This window comes from Sodalis sp. C49, assembly GCF_046352915.1.
GTDB lineage: Bacteria > Pseudomonadota > Gammaproteobacteria > Enterobacterales > Enterobacteriaceae > Acerihabitans.
Genome location: NZ_CP163303.1, coordinates 4,400,166 through 4,417,515, shown reverse-complemented (window position 1 = coordinate 4,417,515; position 17,350 = coordinate 4,400,166). Strand labels below are relative to the sequence as shown.

At 60.3% G+C, this 17,350-nt stretch carries 17 protein-coding genes; 5 read left to right on the top strand and 12 right to left on the bottom strand.

Annotation, left to right across the window (positions count from 1 at the left end):
- Positions 1 to 2: 2 nt before the first annotated feature.
- A complete protein-coding gene (mtnA, locus tag ABUK12_RS19970) occupies positions 3 to 1,034 on the top strand; it encodes an S-methyl-5-thioribose-1-phosphate isomerase (RefSeq protein WP_410013443.1) in 1,032 nt (343 codons plus the stop codon).
- 124 nt (positions 1,035 to 1,158) lie between these two features.
- Here mtnA and ABUK12_RS19965 read toward each other — a convergent pair whose 3' ends face one another.
- The 5 genes from ABUK12_RS19965 to ABUK12_RS19945 form a co-directional block, all read right to left on the bottom strand.
- Positions 1,159 to 1,704: a 1,2-dihydroxy-3-keto-5-methylthiopentene dioxygenase gene (locus ABUK12_RS19965; protein ID WP_410013442.1), complete on the bottom strand. Its 546-nt coding sequence runs from the start codon at positions 1,702 to 1,704 to the stop codon at positions 1,159 to 1,161.
- The gene (gene mtnC / locus ABUK12_RS19960) at positions 1,701 to 2,390 is read right to left on the bottom strand and encodes an acireductone synthase (protein WP_410013441.1); all 690 of its coding nucleotides are present in this window, start codon (positions 2,388 to 2,390) and stop codon (positions 1,701 to 1,703) included. The genes ABUK12_RS19965 and mtnC overlap by 4 nt, the downstream gene beginning before the upstream one ends.
- Positions 2,387 to 3,001 (bottom strand): methylthioribulose 1-phosphate dehydratase, encoded by a 615-nt coding sequence (locus ABUK12_RS19955; RefSeq protein WP_410013440.1) that lies wholly within the window; start codon positions 2,999 to 3,001, stop codon positions 2,387 to 2,389. Before ABUK12_RS19955 ends, mtnC begins: the two co-directional genes overlap by 4 nt.
- 152 nt (positions 3,002 to 3,153) lie before the next feature.
- Complete coding sequence (locus ABUK12_RS19950; protein ID WP_410013439.1) at positions 3,154 to 4,026, bottom strand: NAD(P)-dependent oxidoreductase; 873 nt, start codon at positions 4,024 to 4,026, stop codon at positions 3,154 to 3,156.
- A 218-nt stretch (positions 4,027 to 4,244) separates the two neighbouring features.
- A complete protein-coding gene (locus tag ABUK12_RS19945) occupies positions 4,245 to 5,474 on the bottom strand; it encodes an MFS transporter (protein ID WP_410013438.1) in 1,230 nt (409 codons plus the stop codon).
- A 112-nt stretch (positions 5,475 to 5,586) separates the two neighbouring features.
- Here ABUK12_RS19945 and ABUK12_RS19940 point away from each other — a divergent pair, with 112 nt between their 5' ends.
- Positions 5,587 to 6,201, top strand: coding sequence for a TetR/AcrR family transcriptional regulator (locus ABUK12_RS19940; protein ID WP_410016724.1), 615 nt, complete (start codon positions 5,587 to 5,589; stop codon positions 6,199 to 6,201).
- A gap of 81 nt (positions 6,202 to 6,282) precedes the next feature.
- On the opposite strand, the gene parE is transcribed toward ABUK12_RS19940, so the two are convergent.
- The 5 genes from parE to nudF all read right to left on the bottom strand — a co-directional run bounded on the left by parE (position 6,283) and on the right by nudF (position 10,767).
- Positions 6,283 to 8,178: a DNA topoisomerase IV subunit B gene (gene parE, locus ABUK12_RS19935; RefSeq protein WP_410013437.1), complete on the bottom strand. Its 1,896-nt coding sequence runs from the start codon at positions 8,176 to 8,178 to the stop codon at positions 6,283 to 6,285.
- 95 nt (positions 8,179 to 8,273) lie between these two features.
- On the bottom strand, positions 8,274 to 8,855 hold the full coding sequence (gene yqiA, locus ABUK12_RS19930; protein WP_410013436.1) for an esterase YqiA: 582 nt from the start codon (positions 8,853 to 8,855) through the stop codon (positions 8,274 to 8,276).
- Entirely contained in the window at positions 8,855 to 9,682 is an 828-nt protein-coding gene (cpdA, locus tag ABUK12_RS19925; RefSeq protein ID WP_410013435.1) for a 3',5'-cyclic-AMP phosphodiesterase, read from the bottom strand. The genes yqiA and cpdA overlap by 1 nt, the downstream gene beginning before the upstream one ends.
- 27 nt (positions 9,683 to 9,709) lie before the next feature.
- Positions 9,710 to 10,135, bottom strand: a complete 426-nt coding sequence (locus ABUK12_RS19920; protein WP_410013434.1) for a DUF1249 family protein — start codon at positions 10,133 to 10,135, stop codon at positions 9,710 to 9,712.
- Positions 10,135 to 10,767 (bottom strand): ADP-ribose diphosphatase, encoded by a 633-nt coding sequence (gene nudF, locus ABUK12_RS19915; protein WP_410013433.1) that lies wholly within the window; start codon positions 10,765 to 10,767, stop codon positions 10,135 to 10,137. The genes ABUK12_RS19920 and nudF overlap by 1 nt, the downstream gene beginning before the upstream one ends.
- Positions 10,768 to 10,988: 221 nt before the next feature.
- Between nudF and tolC the strand changes: the two genes are divergently transcribed.
- The 3 genes from tolC (at position 10,989) to ABUK12_RS19900 (ending at position 14,565) form a co-directional block, all read left to right on the top strand.
- Positions 10,989 to 12,518 (top strand): outer membrane channel protein TolC, encoded by a 1,530-nt coding sequence (gene tolC / locus ABUK12_RS19910; RefSeq protein WP_410013432.1) that lies wholly within the window; start codon positions 10,989 to 10,991, stop codon positions 12,516 to 12,518.
- A 195-nt stretch (positions 12,519 to 12,713) separates the two neighbouring features.
- Entirely contained in the window at positions 12,714 to 13,397 is a 684-nt protein-coding gene (locus tag ABUK12_RS19905; RefSeq protein ID WP_410013431.1) for a DUF1190 family protein, read from the top strand.
- Positions 13,398 to 13,404: 7 nt separating this feature from the next.
- Positions 13,405 to 14,565: a glutathionylspermidine synthase family protein gene (locus tag ABUK12_RS19900; protein ID WP_410013430.1), complete on the top strand. Its 1,161-nt coding sequence runs from the start codon at positions 13,405 to 13,407 to the stop codon at positions 14,563 to 14,565.
- A 45-nt stretch (positions 14,566 to 14,610) separates the two neighbouring features.
- Here the strand turns inward: ABUK12_RS19900 and ygiD are convergent, their stop codons facing one another.
- Complete coding sequence (gene ygiD / locus ABUK12_RS19895) at positions 14,611 to 15,396, bottom strand: 4,5-DOPA dioxygenase extradiol (RefSeq protein ID WP_410013429.1); 786 nt, start codon at positions 15,394 to 15,396, stop codon at positions 14,611 to 14,613.
- Positions 15,397 to 15,590: 194 nt separating this feature from the next.
- Positions 15,591 to 17,111, bottom strand: a complete 1,521-nt coding sequence (norR, locus tag ABUK12_RS19890) for a nitric oxide reductase transcriptional regulator NorR (RefSeq protein ID WP_410013428.1) — start codon at positions 17,109 to 17,111, stop codon at positions 15,591 to 15,593.
- Positions 17,112 to 17,350 lie beyond the last annotated feature (239 nt).

The window sequence follows — 17,350 nt, the reverse complement described above, 5'->3', positions numbered from 1 at the left end:
CGATGCAAAATCTTAACACCGCCAGCATGCGCGTGCGCGACGGCCGTTTGTGGATTCTGGACCAGCAGGCGCTGCCGCAGCGGCAAAACTGGTGCGCCACCGATACCGCGGCGGATCTTATCGATCATATCCGCACGCTCCGGGTACGCGGCGCGCCGCTGATCGGCCTGTCCGCCAGCCTGCTGCTGGCGCTGCTGGCGGAAAGCGGCATGGCGCGCCCGCAGCTGGCGCAATCCCTTGCCGCTTTAGGCGCGGCGCGGCCCACGGCGGTTAACCTGATGAATAATCTGGCGCGAATGCGTCTGGCGCTGGAGCAGGAGGCTTATGCCGCCGCCATGGCGGCGGAGGCGTTGCGCCTGGTGGAAGAGGACCGCTCGCTGTGCGCGGCCATTGCCGGCCACGGCGCGGCGCTGGTGCGCCCCGGCAGCCGCCTGCTGACCCATTGCAATACCGGCGGCCTGGCCACCGCCGGCATCGGCACCGCCCTTGGCGTGATAAGCGTGGCCGCCGCGCAGGGCAAGGTACAAAAGGTCTGGGTGGATGAAACCCGTCCGCTGCTGCAGGGCGCGCGCCTGACCGCCTGGGAGCTGGGAGAACAGGCCATACCCTATACGCTGATTTGCGACGCCATGGCCGCCGGCCTGATGGCGCGGCGGGAAGTGGACGCCGTTTGGGTCGGCGCGGACCGGATTGCCGCCAACGGCGACGTGGCCAATAAAATCGGCACTTATAGCCTGGCGGTGCTGGCGCGCTTCCACGACATCCCCTTTTATGTCGCCGCGCCTCACACTACCCACGATCCCGCGTGCCCCGACGGGGACGCCATTCCCATTGAGCAGCGGGCGGCAAGCGAGGTCACCGGGGTAGCCGGCAGCTTCGGCAGTTGCCAATGGGCACCGCAAAACGCCGATGTCTATAATCCGGCGTTTGATGTCACTCCCGCCGCGCTTATCAGCGCCTGGGTGCTGGATACCGGCGTGGTGACGCCCGGGCAGGCGCAGGCAGGCATCTTCCGCCGCCCGCTGGCGTGCTAGCACCGGCGCGAAGCCGCCGTCTACCGGAACGCCATCGCTCACGCCGGCCGGTAATCAACCGGGCGGCCATAGCGGCATCCGGCGCGGGATGCCCCGACCGGATGCCGGGCATTGATGCGGCCGCTTATCTCTCCAGGCGCGGATAACGGTCGGCGATGGCATCGCCGGTAAACCTGGCCACCCATCCTTCCGGGTTGTCAAAAACCCGGATGGCGGTGAAATGCGGGGCGCTTCCCATATCAAACCAATGGGGCGTGCCGGCGGGCACCGAGATAAGATCGTTCTTCTCACACAGGATCTGCCAGATTTTTCCATGCAGATGCAGGCAAAACAAACCGGCGCCCTCGACAAAAAAGCGCACCTCGTCTTCGCCGTGGGTGTGTTCCGCCAGGAATTTTGCCCGCAGCTGCTCGCGCTCCGGATGATCGGCGCGCATGCTGATCACATCCCAGCTCTGATAGCCTTTCTCCGCCACCAGCCGGTCGATGGCCGGCTGATAGGCGGCGATCACCGCCGCCGGAGCCGGATCCCGCTCCAGTTCACGGTCGGCCTGCCAGCGCTCAAAACGAACGCCGATGTCGTTAAGCTGCCGGCGGATGGCCTCGGCGTCGCGGCTTTGCCACACCGGCTGGCCGGCATGGGTATCGCTGAAAATCGTTAACGCGCTCATTGGGCGATCTCCTGTAAGTCAATCTGGTCAAACCGGTTAACCTGGGGGTAATGCTGCTGCGGATCCGCCTCGTCGCGCACCAGCTGGCACACCCGCCAGCCCGCCGCGCGCGCCGCCGCCAGCTCTTGCCCGATATCGGACAGGAACAGCAGCTCGCCGGGCGGCAGCCGCAGCTCGCGGGAAATGGCGCGATAGGACGCCGTCTCCCGTTTGGCGCCGATGCGGGTATCAAAATAGCCATCGAACAGCGGGCGCAGGTCCCCGGCCTCGCTGTGGCCGAACAGTAATTGCTGGGCCTCCACCGAACCGGAGGAGTACACATACAGCCCCAGCCCCTGCCGCCGCCATTCGGCCAGTCTGGGCGCCACATCGGGATAAAGGTGGCCGAGAAAATCGCCCTCCTGGTAGCCCTCGCGCCAGATCATGCCCTGTAGGGTTTTCAGGGCGGTGGACTTGCGGTCTTCATCCATAAAACCGAACAGCGTGGCGATAAGCGCCTCGGTATCGGCCTCGGGCCGGTTGATTTCCCGCCGTAATGCCGCCAATGCCCGCGCCACGTCTTTCCCGGCGGCATGCCGGCGCACATAGCCCGCCAGCCGTTCGCGCGCGTAGGGAAACAGCACCTGATGGACAAAACGGATATCGCTGGTGGTGCCTTCGATATCGGTGACGATGGCCCTGATCATTTTGCCTCCAGCTGGCGGCGCAGCAGCTCGCACTGGAACAAGAACTCCAGCCCTTCCAGATGGCGCCGCGCCTCGAAGACATCGCGCCCCCAGCAGTAGAGGCCGTGGCCGCGCACCAGAAAGCCGTGGCGCAACGGGGTAGCCTCGTGATGGGCCGCCACCCGGGCCGCCAGCGCCGGGATATCCTGATCGTTATCGAAAATCGGCACGGCCACCTGTTCCAGGTGGCTGGCGACGCCGTCGAGGGATTTTTGCATCTCGTAGCCCGTTAGCAGCAGCGCCTGGCCGGCCTCAAGGCGCGACAGCACGGTGGCATTCACCGAATGGGTATGCAAAATGGCCCCGGCCGCCGGAAAACAACGGTACACCAGGGTGTGCAACCCGGTCTCGGCGGAGGGTATGCGCGCGTCCAGCACCTGGTTGGTGGCGATATCCACCGGCAGGAAATCCTGCGCGCGCAGCCGTCCCTTATCCTTGCCGGATTCGCTGATAAGGCACTGCCCCGCCTGCGCGCGCACCGACATATTGCCGCCGGTAGCCGGGCTCCATCCTTTGGCGCCGATCCAATGGCACGCGTCCACCAATGCGGCCAACTGCTGATTCTCTGCCATACCTGTCCGTTCTCCTGCCGCGGGCGATAAGGGTCAACGTGATTTTTAGCCGTTTAACCATCCGCATGTCTTGATAGCTAAATAGTAACATCGGGGTAATGCAACGGCAACATGGCGTGAGCAGACTCTTTCCCCAGGGTATACAACAAGGACTACCGGGGAAAGTCAGGTTCATCCCTTTGTCTGTTGATGGTGAAATCCGCCACCACCGACCAATCCCGCCCCCCATGGCCTGCGGCCACGGCATCGCCCATCTGCCGATGAATGGCGGCAAGCATGGGGAGTTGCCGCCCCAGCTGTTCGGCCGCCTCCCGGGCCAGGCGCAAATCTTTAAGGCCGAGTGAAGCCTTGAAGCCGGGCTCGTAACGTTCTTGCGCGATATTGGCCGCGTACAGCTGGTAGGAACGGCTGCCAAACAGGGTGCCGAGGATCAGCTCGAAAAAGCGATCGCGCGCCAGGCCGTTAGCCTCGGTGAGCACCACCGCCTCCGCCATCGCCTCAATCGCCATGGTGATCATCATATTGCAGGCAATCTTGGCGGCATGCGCGGTGGGCGGCTGTTCGCCCATTTCCCAGACGCGCTTGCCGATAACCGCCAACAGCGGCCGAACGGCGTCGATTGCCGCCGCTGCGCCGGCGACCAGGATATTGAGCTCGCCTTTGGCGGCGACGTCCGGGCGACCCAATACCGGCGCGGCCACATAGGCAATCCCCGCCTGCTGATGATACGTCACCAACTCCTGCGCAAACGCCACCGAAATAGTCGACGCCACCACGTGCACCAGCCCGGGTCTTGCATGCGCAAACGCATTTGTATCCACCAGCACGCTGCGAATGGCGTCATCGTCGGACAGCATCGTCAGCACCACCTCTGATTGCAATACCTCAACCGGCGTCGCCATGATGTCCACCCCTTCGAGATGGCTGCCTGAGCGATTCCAGGCTGTTACCCTATGGCCGGCCGCAACCAGTTTCAATGCCATCGCGCTCCCCATTGCGCCTAATCCGATTAATCCAATGTCCATTGTTGTTCCCCTGTATCAGTGGTTTGGCGCAGCGACGGCGGCATTGAGGAAATCGGCCGTCGGCGGACTGGCGGCGGCGAAGGCCGAGGCCTCTGCCGTCACATAAGAATGGGTAAATCCACCAGTGAGGGCAGCCGCAAGCGCCCTGGGCTCCCATGCCGTACTGCCGCGCGTCGCTGGCCGGCGGTTCAACCCGCAGCGTGCAACGGCAAATTTTTCTAATCGGTAACCAAGGCGCGGTCCTGCCGGCTGCCGGCGGGAAATCCATGCCGGGAGGCGCGGGAGGCGACGGCAAGGCCTGCCAGTAAAAGGGCCAGCAGAACCCAGGGGAATGACCGTACGCCCCCATGGTCAAGCAGCAGTCCGCCGAAAAGCCCGCCAAGGGCAATGGCGCTGTTCCAAACCACGACGTTCATTGACAGCGCAACGTCCGCGCCCGCCCCGGCCGCGTCGGCCAGCGCGGTCTGGAGCAGTGTGGCGGCGCCGCCGAACGTCAGTCCCCAAACGGCGACACCGGCATAGATCATCAGGGGTGAGGCGGCATTAAGGCCAAAGAGGAGTGATATCAGCGCAAACACGGATAACGAGATCAGCACCGCCCGGCGCAGATGTTGTTCGACAACGCGTCCCGTAATGGAGATGCCCCCGAGCGCGGCCAGGCCGAAAGCCAGCAATACCCGATCGACGCTGCCGGCCAGACCGGCCGGACCGATAAACGGGGCAACGTACGTATACAGCATGTTATGAGCCAGCATCCAGAGTAATACCACCGCCAGTACGGGTTTTACGCCCGGCGTGAAAAGGACTTTTTTCAGCTGCATCCGTTGCGGATCCGACTGTCCCGGATAGTTCGGCACGGCGGCAAGAACCCAAACGATGAGGATGACGGACAGGCCGGACATCACGGCGAAAGTCAGGCGCCAGCCCAGCACACTCCCCAGCCAGGTACCCAGCGGCACGCCAAGGGAAAGCGCAATAGGGGTTCCCACCATCGCCAGGGCCATTGCCCGGCCCTGTAATGCCGGCTGTACCATCCGGCGGGCGTAGCCGGCCAGCAGGCTCCAGGCGAGACCGGCGCAAGCCCCCGCCAGAAAGCGCGCCGCCAGCGTAAGCATCATGCTGGACGACATCGCCGTCAGCGTATTGAACGCCAGAAAACCGGCGATCGTTACCAGCAACACGTGCCGGCGAGGCCATGTGCGTGTCGCGAGCGTCAATGGAATGGCCGCAATCAGTGAACCGGCGGCATATACGGTCACCATTTGGCCCGCCAGCGACATCGAGATCCCCAGGCCGGCGCTGATTTCGGGTAATAAGCCAGCGGGAACGGTTTCGGTCATAATGCATATAAACCCCGTCATGGCGAGGGCCAGCAGCGCGAGTACCGGCAGGCTTTCATTTTGCTGCCGGTAGTCTTGGCGCCGGGAGGGAGAAGGCTGAGATTTCATCGCGTATACTCTTGGGCTTATTTATATATCGATTAGTACAAATATCGTGAAACGAATAGGTTGTCAAACAATTATGTATCAATTAGTATAAAATTATTGAAGCAGGAGAGAGATCATGCGAACCGGACGACCCAGACAGTTTGATCGCGACGAAGCCGTGCGCCAGGCAATGCATCTGTTCTGGGAATATGGTTATGAATCAACGTCATTGACGCAACTGAAAGCGGCTATCGGCCGCGGCATCACCGCACCCAGTTTTTATGCCGCCTTTGGTTCAAAAGAAGGGCTTTTTCGTGAAGCGGTGGCCTGTTACCTGGCCACGCACGGGCGCGTCACCGAGCCGCTTTGGGATCCGGCACTGCCGCCTCGCCAGGCCATTGAGCGGGCGTTGTCGGATTCCGCCCGCATGCAGTGCGAACCCGGGCATCCCAAAGGGTGCATGGTGGCGCTCGGCGTCATGTCTGCCGGCTCCCCCGAGTACAACCCGGTGCTCAAACCGCTTGCCGATTCCCGCAACCGCACACGCACCGGATTGAGAAACTGTGTTAACAGAGCTATCAGCTCAGGAGAACTGCGGGAAGAGGCCGGTACGCAGGCCCTGGTGGTTATTTTTGACAGCTTCCTGCTGGGGATATCCACGCTGGCGCGCGACGGCATACCCCTGAGCGATATCGAAGGGGCGATTGCCCAGATTATGACCTTGTGGGATGCGGCGTCCGCCAGTTAGCCCAAGAGGTTTCAGGCGGCTATCCGCGCAGCCAGCACGGCTGGCCGCCTTGCGCCGGCAGGCGTCCCTGCCGTAAGGGGACTATACCTCGATCTCGGCCTCGTCGCCTTTTTCCTGCAGCCAGTTGCGCCGGTCTTCCGAGCGTTTTTTCGCCAGCAGCATATCCATCATCGCCAGCGTCTGCTGCATATCCTCGTCGTTGATGGTGAGCTGCACCAGGCGGCGGGTGTTGGGATCGAGCGTGGTCTCGCGCAGCTGCAGCGGGTTCATTTCCCCCAGCCCTTTAAAGCGCTGCACGTTCGGGGTGCCTTTTTTGCGTTTCAGTTGCTCGAGCACGCCGGCTTTTTCGCCTTCGTCCAGGGCATAAAACACTTCCTTGCCCAGATCGATACGGTACAACGGCGGCATGGCGACATACACATGGCCTTCCTTCACCACCGCGCGGAAATGGCGCACAAACAGCGCGCACAGCAGGGTGGCGATATGCAGGCCGTCGGAGTCGGCATCGGCCAGGATGCAAATCTTGCCGTAGCGCAGCTGGCTTAAATCATCGCTGTCCGGATCAATGCCGATCGCCACCGAAATATCATGCACTTCCTGCGACGCCAGCACTTCATCCGAGGAGACTTCCCAGGTGTTGAGGATCTTGCCCTTCAGCGGCATGATCGCCTGGTATTCCCGATCGCGCGCCTGCTTGGCCGACCCGCCGGCGGAGTCCCCTTCCACCAGGAACAGCTCGGTGCGCGCCAGATCCTGCGCGGTGCAATCCGCCAGTTTCCCCGGCAGCGCCGGGCCGCTGGTCAACTTCTTGCGCACCACTTTTTTCGAGGCGCGCAAACGCCGCTGGGCGCTGGCCACCGCCAGTTCCGCCAGCTGTTCGGCTACCTGGGTATTTTGATTCAGCCACAGGCTGAAGGCATCCTTCACCACGCCGGAGACAAACGCGGCGCACTGGCGGGAAGACAAACGCTCCTTGGTCTGGCCGGCAAACTGCGGATCCTGCATTTTCACCGACAGCACATAGGCGCAGCGCTCCCAGATATCTTCCGCCGACAGCTTAACGCCGCGCGGCAGGATATTGCGGTATTCGCAAAACTCGCGCATGGCGTCCAGGAGGCCCTGGCGCAGCCCGTTGACATGGGTGCCGCCCTGGGGGGTGGGGATAAGGTTAACATAGCTTTCGGTCAGCAGCTCGCCGCCCTCGGGCAGCCAGAGCAGGGCCCAGTCGACGGTTTCGGTATCGCTGGCAAAGGCGCCGGTAAACGGCGCCTCGGGCAGGGTAATCAGCCCGTTGATCGCCTGGTTAAGATAGTCGGTCAGGCCGGAGGCGTAGCACCAGCGGTGCTCGGTGTTATTCACCTGATCGGTAAAGACTATTTCCACGCCGGGACAAAGCACCGCCTTCGCTTTGAGCAAATGGGCCAGCCGGGAGGCTGAAAAACGCGGGCTGTCGAAGAACTGCGGATCGGGCCAGAAATGCACGCTGGTGCCGGTGTTGCGTTTGCCGCAGGTGCCGATGACCGACAGATCCTCGACCTTATCGCCGTTTTCGAACGCGATGGCGTAGATGTTGCCGTCGCGGCGCACCGTCACATCCACCCGGGTAGACAGGGCATTGACCACTGAAATACCCACACCGTGCAGGCCGCCGGAGAACTGGTAGCTTTTGTTGGAGAATTTACCGCCCGCATGCAGGCGGCACATAATCAGCTCGACCGCCGGCACCCCCTCCTCGGTATGGATATCCACCGGCATGCCGCGGCCGTCGTCGGTCACTTCCAGGGATTGATCGGCATATAACACCACGTCGATACGCCGGGCATGGCCCGCCAGCGCTTCGTCGACGCTATTGTCGATGACCTCCTGGCCCAGATGGTTGGGCCGGGTGGTGTCCGTGTACATGCCGGGACGACGACGTACCGGCTCCAGTCCGCTTAATACTTCTATCGCATCGGCGTTATAGCTTGATTGAGTCATGGCTTAAAGTATATTTCGTGACAAATTGTTGGAGAGCCTACCGCAAAGGACACCCCCTCGGGAAGCGTTATTCGCGCGGCTCAAACGGCGGCGATTCAGACTTTATTCAGCCCCAGGAAATCAATTATGGGAGAGAAAAAATGCTCGAACCCGACAAAGGCGTGATTCCCGCCCGATTCCACGGTCTGGCGGCAGTGGGTGTAATACTCCTGCGCCTGCCGGTAATCAAGGATCTCGTCGCCTGTTTGCTGCAGCAACCAGATAAGGTCCGGCGATTCCAGCCTGTCGACATGCATCAGCTTCAGGTCGTAGACATGGCGAGACTCTAGCACATAATGTTGGCCGGTGTAGGGATTCTCATTCTTGCCCAGGAACTCCGCCAGCAGCTCGAACGGCCGCACCGCGGGGTTAACCACCACGGCGGGCAGCATAAAGGATTGGGACAGCCAGGTGGCATAATAACCGCCCAGGGACGACCCGACAATGCCCAGCGGTTCGCCGGCCCGGTCAAGGACCAGCGACTCGATCATGTCGGCCGCGTCGGCGGGATACACCGGCAACTGCGGGACGATCATCTCGATATCGGGATGATGCCGGGCGAGCCAGGCCTTGAAAGACGTGGCCTTGGCCGAGGCGGGGGAACTGTTGAAACCATGGAGATAAAGCAGGACCGCCATCAATAGCCTTCCGAATCCGTGTCGGGCAGATACTCGTCGCCGGATAACCGATGGACCTCGGTCGACAACGTGCCGTCAGGTTGCAAATCGAGATAACGCCAGCCGGGCCCGACGGAATCGATTGTAAAATTGGTGCAGTGCGGTTTGAACTGCACGCAGGTGGACGGCGAGGCCAAAACGCGCCGGCCCTGCCAGTCGACATCCAGTTCCTGGTGTATATGGCCGCACAGCAGCGTGGTTACCCTGGGAAACCTGGCCAGCGTCGCCGCCAGCATATGCGCGTTGCGCAGGCTATGCTGGTCAAGCCAGATGCAGCCGGACGCGAACGGATGGTGATGCAGCAGCAGCAGCGTATAGCGCTCGGGCTGCGAGTCCAGGGCCTTTTCCAGCCATTCAAGCTGATAATCGCTCAGTTCGCCGTGCGGTACGCCGAACACCTGGCTGTCAAGCAGCACCAGTTGCCATTGATCGCCGAGCAGCACATGTTTCGACGGCGATATTCCGCCGTCCGCCAAGGCCTTGACCATTGCCGGCTGGTAATCATGATTGCCTGGTAACCAGACGCAGGGCGCGGGCAACCGCGTAATGCCCCTGGCGAAGTGCTGGTAGGCCTCAAGGGAATGGTCCTGGGCCAAATCACCTGTCGCGACCACCAAATCGTAATGATGACGTTCAGCTTCAACCGCGTCCAATACCGCGCAATAGCTACGGTAGGTATTCACCCCGAGCAGCGCCTCATCCTCACCGGCGAACAAATGAGTGTCTGTGATCTGTAAAATCCTGATAATGGCCCCATTCGCCACAGGAAGTGTCAACAGGCTTTCCAAAGGGTATCCTTGGTTATTGAAATCTGCCTAACAAACGGGAACCGCCATCGCCCCATACGCTAAACAATAGCGTAGCCAATCCGCAAGGAATTGGTTGATTTGATGTTTTTCGTCACGTTGGTGTAACTTTTTATTAGGGTAATCATACCTTGCCTTGAAACGATAGATCTGCTGACTGGAACACACTTCCGCAACCATGGCGTCCCGGTACAGCCGCACGCTCATGGACGGCAGGCTCCAGTAGCTGACCAGCGGTTCGGTCTGGAGTATCTGCACCAGGGTGGTGTAACGCGTCGCCTCCAGTATGGTCAGGCGATAGCTGGCGCCGTTGACCTGATAGGTTATGGCGTCCCCCACCTCGTTGGTGCGCGGCAACAGCCGGCGCAGCTGGGCGAAATTGGTCTCGCACAGGCGCATCATTTCAGGAAAATCAGGGGTGTAGCGCTTGATCATTAATCGGCCCACTCTTTTCGTAAGGATTCATGGTGTAGTGCCAGCCATTGCAGGGCAATGACGGAGGCCGCGTTATCGATAATCCCTTCCTCAACCCAACGGTAAGCCTGCTCCCGGCTGACCACGTGAAGACGGATATCTTCGTTTTCTTCCACCAATCCGTGGATACCTTCGGCCAGCTGCGCGTCCACCTCGCCGGCCATAATCGTCAAGCGTTCGCTGGTGCCGCCCGGACTTGCCAGATAGCTTAGCAGCAGTTTGCAACGGCCGATGTCCAGCCCCGCCTCCTCAATGGACTCCCGCCGCGCCACCTGTTCGTGCGATTCGCCAGGCTCGATCATACCGGCTACCAGCTCCAACAGCCAGGGGGTCGGACTGCTATCATAAGAGGCAATACGAATTTGTTCCAACAATACAACTTCATCTCGCACCGGATCATAGGGTAACAATACCACGGCATGTCCGCGCTCTAAAATTTCCCGCCGCACCTCGCCGCTCATCTCGCCGTTAAACAGGCGATGGCGGAACCGATACAACTCCAGGGAAAAAAATCCACGGTAAAGCGTTTCGCGTGCAATAATTTCTACATCATTTTTACCAAATGTTACCGGTGAGGGTGTGGACGAAACCATGGAAACGACTCCTTTTGGGATGATTTGTCAGTAGCGACGGCGTCAGGCAATCACTTTTCTCGCTAATTAGGTGGATTGTGATAAATTTTATCCCACAGATTCAAGATGGCACATTAAGCCACCACCTACTTCTGGCGGACTCTGGTAGAATCGTGCACTATTTCATGGCTCATTATCGCCAGCGCTACCATAGCAATTTTGCTGTATCAAAAGGAATGCAAATGAAGAAACTGCTCCCCCTTCTTATCGGACTCGGCCTCGGCGGCTTCAGTGCGTTAAGTCAGGCAGAAAATCTGCTACAGGTATATCAGCAGGCGCGGTTGTCCAACCCGGATCTGCGGCAATCCGCGGCCGATCGCGACGCGGCATTTGAAAAAATCAACGAAGCGCGCAGTCCGTTGTTGCCACAGCTCGGGCTGGGGGCGGATTATACGTATAGTCAAGGCGCCCGTGATAGCAAAGACATCAATTCCGGCGTTGCCAGCGGGTCGCTGCAGCTGACCCAGACCATCTTCGATATGTCGAAATGGCGCGCGCTGACCATTCAGGAAAAAACCGCCGGCGTCCAGGACGTCTCTTACCAGGCCGCCCAGCAGACCTTAATCCTGAATACCGCCACCGCCTATTTTAACGTATTAAGCGCCATTGACGCGCTGTCTTATACCGAGGCGCAGAAACAGTCGATTTACCGCGAACTGGATCAAACCACCCAGCGTTTTAACGTCGGCCTGGTGGCGATTACCGATGTGCAGAACGCCCGCGCCCAGTATGACCAGGTGCTGGCCGACGAGGTCACCGCCCGCAACACGCTGGACAACGCGCTGGAAAGCCTGCGCCAGATAAGCGGCAACTTTTATCCGCAGCTGGCCTCGCTTAACGTGCAGCGCTTCAAGGCTGAACGTCCCCAGCCCATCGCCGGCCTGCTGAAACAGGCGGAAACACGTAACCTGAACCTGTTAAGCGCCCGCCTGTCGCAGGATGTGGCGCGCGAGAATATCCGTTATTACGAAACCGGCCATTACCCGACCCTGAGCCTGAATGCCGAGTCGTCGGTGACCAATACCGATTATAACGGATCCAGGACAAATAATGATCCGACTTACGCAAACCGGCGTGTCGGCCAGAACTCTATCGGCCTGAGCCTGAACGTGCCGATTTACTCCGGCGGTTCGGTGACCTCGCAGGTAAAACAGGCGCAGTACAGTTTCGTCAGCGCCAGCGAACAGTTGGAAAGCGCGCATCGCAGCGCGGTGCAGACCGTACGTTCTTCCTTTAATAATATTTCCGCCTCCGTCAGCTCCATCGACGCTTATGAACAGGCGGTCATTTCGGCGCAAAGCTCCCTGGACGCGTCCGAAGCCGGTTATGAAGTGGGCACCCGCACCATCGTCGACGTGCTGGACGCCACCACCACGCTCTATAACGCCAAGCGGCAGCTGTCGGATGCGCGTTATACCTATGTCATCAATCAGCTGAACCTGAAACAGGCCCTCGGCACCCTGAATGAAGGCGATATCCAGGCGCTTAACGCTTCCCTCGGCCAGCAGATTGCCACCAGTCCCGAACAGGTGGCGCCGGAAAATCCGTCCCAGGTCGCCAAGGCCGAAGGCGTCAGCCCGAGCCAGACTGCCAACGCGCCGCGCGCCAACCAAAGCCAGGAGCAGGCGACACGCTCCCAGGCCGCGACGGTCAGCGCCACCGCGCCGGTTAATTCCAGCTCCGCCACCGGCCGCAATCCCTTCAGGCATTAAGCGTTTTCCAGGCGGGCAGCCCGCCCGCCTGGCCCCTCCGGCGACATCCCGCCTTTCCGCCGCGATCCCACCTTTATGTATAACTATGTAAAGATGTTTCCGCAGTCGCCGCCGATGCTTCTTATTTAGGCATTTTTACCCTATTCTTAGAGCGTATCTCCGGGAATGTTAAATCGTTAATAAAGCAGGAAAATAATGAAACGGACAAAAGACATTAACCACGCCAGTTTCCGCAAGCAATGGCGTGCCTGCCGCATGGCGCCGGTCGCGCTGGCGGTCGGCGCGGTGTTTATGCTGGCCGGCTGCGAGAAAAGCGACGAGAACGTGTCGCTGTATCAAAACAGCGATGACTGTACCCGCGCCAATCCGTCCATGAGCGAGCAGTGCACCACCGCGTTTAACAACGCGCAGAAAGAGGCGGTGAAAACCGCGCCCAAATACGCCTCGCGCGAAGACTGCGTCGCCGAATTCGGCGAAGGGCAATGTACCCAGGCCCCCGCCCAGGCCGGCGTGGCCGCCGAATCGCAGCAAAGCGGCAGTTTCTGGATGCCCCTGATGGCCGGCTATATGATGGGCCGCATGATGGGCGGCGGCGGTTATGCGCAGCAGCCGCTGTTCACGTCGCGCGCGCCCAACAGCCCGGCGAACGGCAAGTTTGTCGACGCCACCGGCCGTAACTACGGCCCCGCCACTACCGGGCGCAGCATGAATGTGCCGAAAACCGCCATGGCGCCCAAGACGCCGACCACCAATACCGTCACGCGCGGCGGCTTCGGCGAAACGGTGGCGAAACAGAACGCCACCATGCAGCGCAGCAGCAGCACCGCGCCACGTCGCAGCAGCACCGCGCCACGTCGCAGCATGAGCATTGGCGGCTAAGCGGGACATGAAACGAGTTACCCTGAACGAACGCCCGGACTGGCGCGAAAAAGCCGCCGAATATGGTTTTGAGTTCCATACCATGTACGGCGAGCCCTACTGGTGCGAGGATGCGTATTACCAATTTACGCTGGCGCAGATAGAAACGCTGGAGGATGTGACCGCCGAGCTGCATCAGATGTGCCTGAAAGTCGTGGCGAAAGTGGTGGACAGCGACGCGCTGCTGGCCAAATTCCGCATCCCCAAGCATACCTGGCAATTTGTGCGCAACGCCTGGCATACCCAACAGCCCTCGCTCTACTCCCGTCTGGATTTAGTCTATGACGGCCGGCAGCCGCCAAAACTGCTGGAAAATAACGCCGATACCCCCTCGTCCCTGTATGAAGCCGCTTTTTTCCAGTGGATTTGGCTTGAGGATCAGATCAAGTCCGGCCAGCTGCCGGCCGGGGCCGACCAATATAACAGCCTGCAGGAAAAGCTGATCGAACGCTTCCGGGAGCTCAAGGAGCAGCATGGTTTCAGCTTGCTGCATTTTGCCTGCTGCCAGGATACCACCGAGGATCGCGGCACGGTGCAGTACCTGCAGGACTGCGCGCTGGAGGCGGAATTACCCAATGATTTTCTGTTTATCGAGGAAATCGGCCTGGGCGAAAGAGGCCAGTTTACCGACACTGAAAACCGGGTGATCGGCAATATGTTTAAGTTCTATCCGTGGGAATTCATGCTGCGGGAGATTTTCTCCACCAAGCTTGAGGACGCGGGGGTGCGCTGGCTGGAACCGGCCTGGAAAAGCATTATCTCCAACAAGGCGCTGCTGCCGATGTTATGGGAAATGTTCCCGGGGCATCCCAACCTGCTGCCGGCCTATTTTGCCGAAGACAACCCGCCGCCGATGGATCACTATGTGGTGAAGCCGCTGTTTTCCCGCGAAGGCGCCAATATCCGCATCGTCGAAAACGGCAAGGAAACCGCCCGCGTGGACGGGCCTTATGGCGAAGAAGGCACCATCGTGCAGCAGTTTTGCCCGTTGCCGCGCTTCGGCGACAGCTATACCGTTATCGGCAGCTGGCTGGTGAACGACAGGCCTTGCGGCATCGGCATCCGGGAAGATAAAGAACTGATCACCCAGGATCTGTCGCGCTTTTACCCGCATATTATCCTCGACTGAGCGCCCCAAAGCATACGCAGCGGCAGCGCCGCTGCGTAACAGCGTTTAACCCACCTGCACCGACAGCATGCTTAACGACGCCATCTCAATGCCGTCCACCGGTATGGAAATCGCCTCTTCGCCATCCCAGGCGCCCAGTATATACAGCAGCGGCAGGTAATGATCGGGCGAGGGGTTGGACAGCGCCGCGCCGTCATGAGCCATAAAATCCACCAGCGGATGGACGCCCTGGCCGCGCCAGCCGATATTGTCGCGCACAAACTGGTTAAAGGATAACGCCCAGGGATAGGGCGGCGCCTCGCCGTGCCATTGGATCATGCGCAGGTTATGCACCACGTTGCCGCTGGCGACCATCATCACGCCCTGGTCGCGCAGCGCCGCCAGTTTTCGCCCCAGCTGGAAATGATATTCCGGCGGCTGGGTACCGTCGATACTGAGCTGTACCATGGGGATATCCGCGTCCGGATACATTTTTTTCACCACCCCCCAGGAACCGTGATCAAAACCCCATTCGGTCAGATCGGCGCTGACAGCCACCGGCAGCAGCAGTTCCTGGATGGTGGCGGCAAGGGCGGGCGAGCCCGGCGCCGGATAACGGATATCAAACAACGCCTGGGGAAAACCGCCGAAATCATGGAGAGTGCGCGGGTTTTCCATCGCAGTCACCGCGGTGCCGCGGGTAAACCAATGGGCGGATATCGCCAGGATGGCGCGGGGACGCGGCAAGGTCCGGCCGAGGCGTTGCCAGGTTTGGGTATATTGATTATCTTCCAGCACGTTCATCGGACTGCCGTGGCCGAGAAACAGCGCGGGCATACGGGGTTCGCTCATGGGTCATTCCTTCTGTATCATCTTGTCGCGCCTGGCGCCTTATGCTGATTAACTTACGCCTTGCGGCCGGAAAATAAACCCGGATAAGCATGATCATCTTATTCAATATATTTGAATAAACCTAAACGTCCGCGTGGCTCGTCCCCGCGCGCCAGGGACGACGATGCCGCGGCGCAAAGCCGGGCGGCGGCCTTTCATTTAATCCCCAGCCGCTTCGCCAGCCGGTGCAAATTGCCGGGATTGACCGCCAGCCTGCGCGCGCAGGCCGACCAGTTATTGCCGCAGCCGGCCAGCGTCATGCGGATTAAGCGGCGCTGATAATCGTCGGTACCGTCGCGCAGGGTAGCGGAAGCGATAGGGTCATGCGGCGGCGAGACATGCGTTAATGCGGGTGAGGCCCCATCCAGGGCAAAATTCTCCGGCCGCAGTACCACCTCGGCGTTGCCCTGCCCCGCCCGCGCCAGTACCGTGGCGCGATAAATGGCATGCTCCAGCTCGCGCACATTGCCCGGCCAGCCGTTTTCCGCCAGCAACGCCAGGGTGGCCGGCGCCAGCGCCACGCGCTGCAGTCCCAGCCGGATGCGGCTGCGTTCGCAAAAAAAACCGGCCAGCAGGGCAATATCCCGCCCGCGCTCGCGCAGCGGCGGCACATGGACGGGAAACACGCTTAAGCGGTGAAACAGATCGGCGCGAAACTGCCCGGCCAGCACCGCCTCCTTCAGCACGCGATTGGTGGCGGCCAGGACGCGCACATTGACCCGCAGGCTTTGATCGTCGCCGACGCGCTGTAAATCGCCGTACTGCAATACCCGCAGCAGTTTTGCCTGCAATGTCAGCGACAGCTCGCCGATTTCATCCAGGAACAACGTGCCGTTATCCGCCAGTTCAAATTTACCGATACGATGATGAATGGCGCCGGTAAAGGCGCCTTTGACATGGCCGAACAATTCGCTTTCCGCCACCGATTCCGGCAGGGCCGCGCAGTTAAGGTACACCAGCGGATTGGCCGCCCGTGGCGATTGCAGATGTATAGCGCGCGCCACCAGCTCCTTGCCGACGCCGGTTTCACCGGTGATCAGCACGTTCAGATCCGAATTGGCCACGATGCCGATTTCCTTTTTCAGCTGCGCCATGACCGCGGACAAGCCGATCATTTCGTCGGCGCCCTCGGTTTGCGGCCGGCCGACGGCGCTTATCGGCGCAATGGCCTGTTTTTCCAATTGCTCCACCAGCAGCGCGTTGCTGAGCGCGACCGAGAACAGCGCCCCCACCAGACGCAGTTCCTCATCGCTGAAATGATCGAGCTGATGCGCATCCATATCATCAATAGTCAGGGCGCCGACCAGGTTCTGGTGGGTAAACAGCGGCAGGCCGATACAGGCATGCACCTTCAATTGCTCATGGCCCGGGATCAGCCCGTCGTAAGGATCGGGCAACAGGCTGTCCGCCGGAAAACGCACCACATCGCCGGCGCGGGCGATGGCCTCCAGACGGGGATGCTCGGACAGCCGGAAACGGCGCCCCAGCACGTCGGGCGACAGACCGGCGATCGCCAGCGGCCGGAACAGCTGCTGTTCATAGCTGAGCAGCGCGCAGGCGTCGCACGCGAGCAACCGGCGCAGGCTGTTGATCAACTGCTGGAAACGGTCCCTGCCGGAGATGCCCGATTGCAGCTCAATGGCAATCCGGCTCAGGGTTTGCATGGATAACGCCATAAGGATAAGCACCTGAAAGGTAAAAAGCGGCGACAAGCCACAGCGTCATTACGCCGCGCAGGGCGGATGCGGCCCGGAGCGCCGACTATCTCATTGTGACAATAGCTGTGTCAAAAAAACATATTTCCAATTTCGTCATTTTGACAAATAAATAATTTAAATTCTTTAATTTCAATGAATTAATTATTGGCATGGGTTATGCAGCACTGATGCCATCCAGCGGTTTTCAGTGGCAATTT

What these genes read in the sequence shown, in the direction of transcription:
- mtnA (WP_410013443.1), top strand. Translation starts at nt 3, where the DNA reads ATGCAAAATCTTAACACCGCCAGCATGCGCGTGCGCGACGGCCGTTTG.
- ABUK12_RS19965 (WP_410013442.1), bottom strand. Translation starts at nt 1,704, where the DNA reads ATGAGCGCGTTAACGATTTTCAGCGATACCCATGCCGGCCAGCCGGTG.
- mtnC (WP_410013441.1), bottom strand. Translation starts at nt 2,390, where the DNA reads ATGATCAGGGCCATCGTCACCGATATCGAAGGCACCACCAGCGATATC.
- ABUK12_RS19955 (WP_410013440.1), bottom strand. Translation starts at nt 3,001, where the DNA reads ATGGCAGAGAATCAGCAGTTGGCCGCATTGGTGGACGCGTGCCATTGG.
- ABUK12_RS19950 (WP_410013439.1), bottom strand. Translation starts at nt 4,026, where the DNA reads ATGGACATTGGATTAATCGGATTAGGCGCAATGGGGAGCGCGATGGCA.
- ABUK12_RS19945 (WP_410013438.1), bottom strand. Translation starts at nt 5,474, where the DNA reads ATGAAATCTCAGCCTTCTCCCTCCCGGCGCCAAGACTACCGGCAGCAA.
- parE (WP_410013437.1), bottom strand. Translation starts at nt 8,178, where the DNA reads ATGACTCAATCAAGCTATAACGCCGATGCGATAGAAGTATTAAGCGGA.
- yqiA (WP_410013436.1), bottom strand. Translation starts at nt 8,855, where the DNA reads ATGGCGGTCCTGCTTTATCTCCATGGTTTCAACAGTTCCCCCGCCTCG.
- ABUK12_RS19920 (WP_410013434.1), bottom strand. Translation starts at nt 10,135, where the DNA reads ATGATCAAGCGCTACACCCCTGATTTTCCTGAAATGATGCGCCTGTGC.
- nudF (WP_410013433.1), bottom strand. Translation starts at nt 10,767, where the DNA reads ATGGTTTCGTCCACACCCTCACCGGTAACATTTGGTAAAAATGATGTA.
- tolC (WP_410013432.1), top strand. Translation starts at nt 10,989, where the DNA reads ATGAAGAAACTGCTCCCCCTTCTTATCGGACTCGGCCTCGGCGGCTTC.
- ABUK12_RS19905 (WP_410013431.1), top strand. Translation starts at nt 12,714, where the DNA reads ATGAAACGGACAAAAGACATTAACCACGCCAGTTTCCGCAAGCAATGG.
- ABUK12_RS19900 (WP_410013430.1), top strand. Translation starts at nt 13,405, where the DNA reads ATGAAACGAGTTACCCTGAACGAACGCCCGGACTGGCGCGAAAAAGCC.
- ygiD (WP_410013429.1), bottom strand. Translation starts at nt 15,396, where the DNA reads ATGAGCGAACCCCGTATGCCCGCGCTGTTTCTCGGCCACGGCAGTCCG.
- norR (WP_410013428.1), bottom strand. Translation starts at nt 17,111, where the DNA reads ATGGCGTTATCCATGCAAACCCTGAGCCGGATTGCCATTGAGCTGCAA.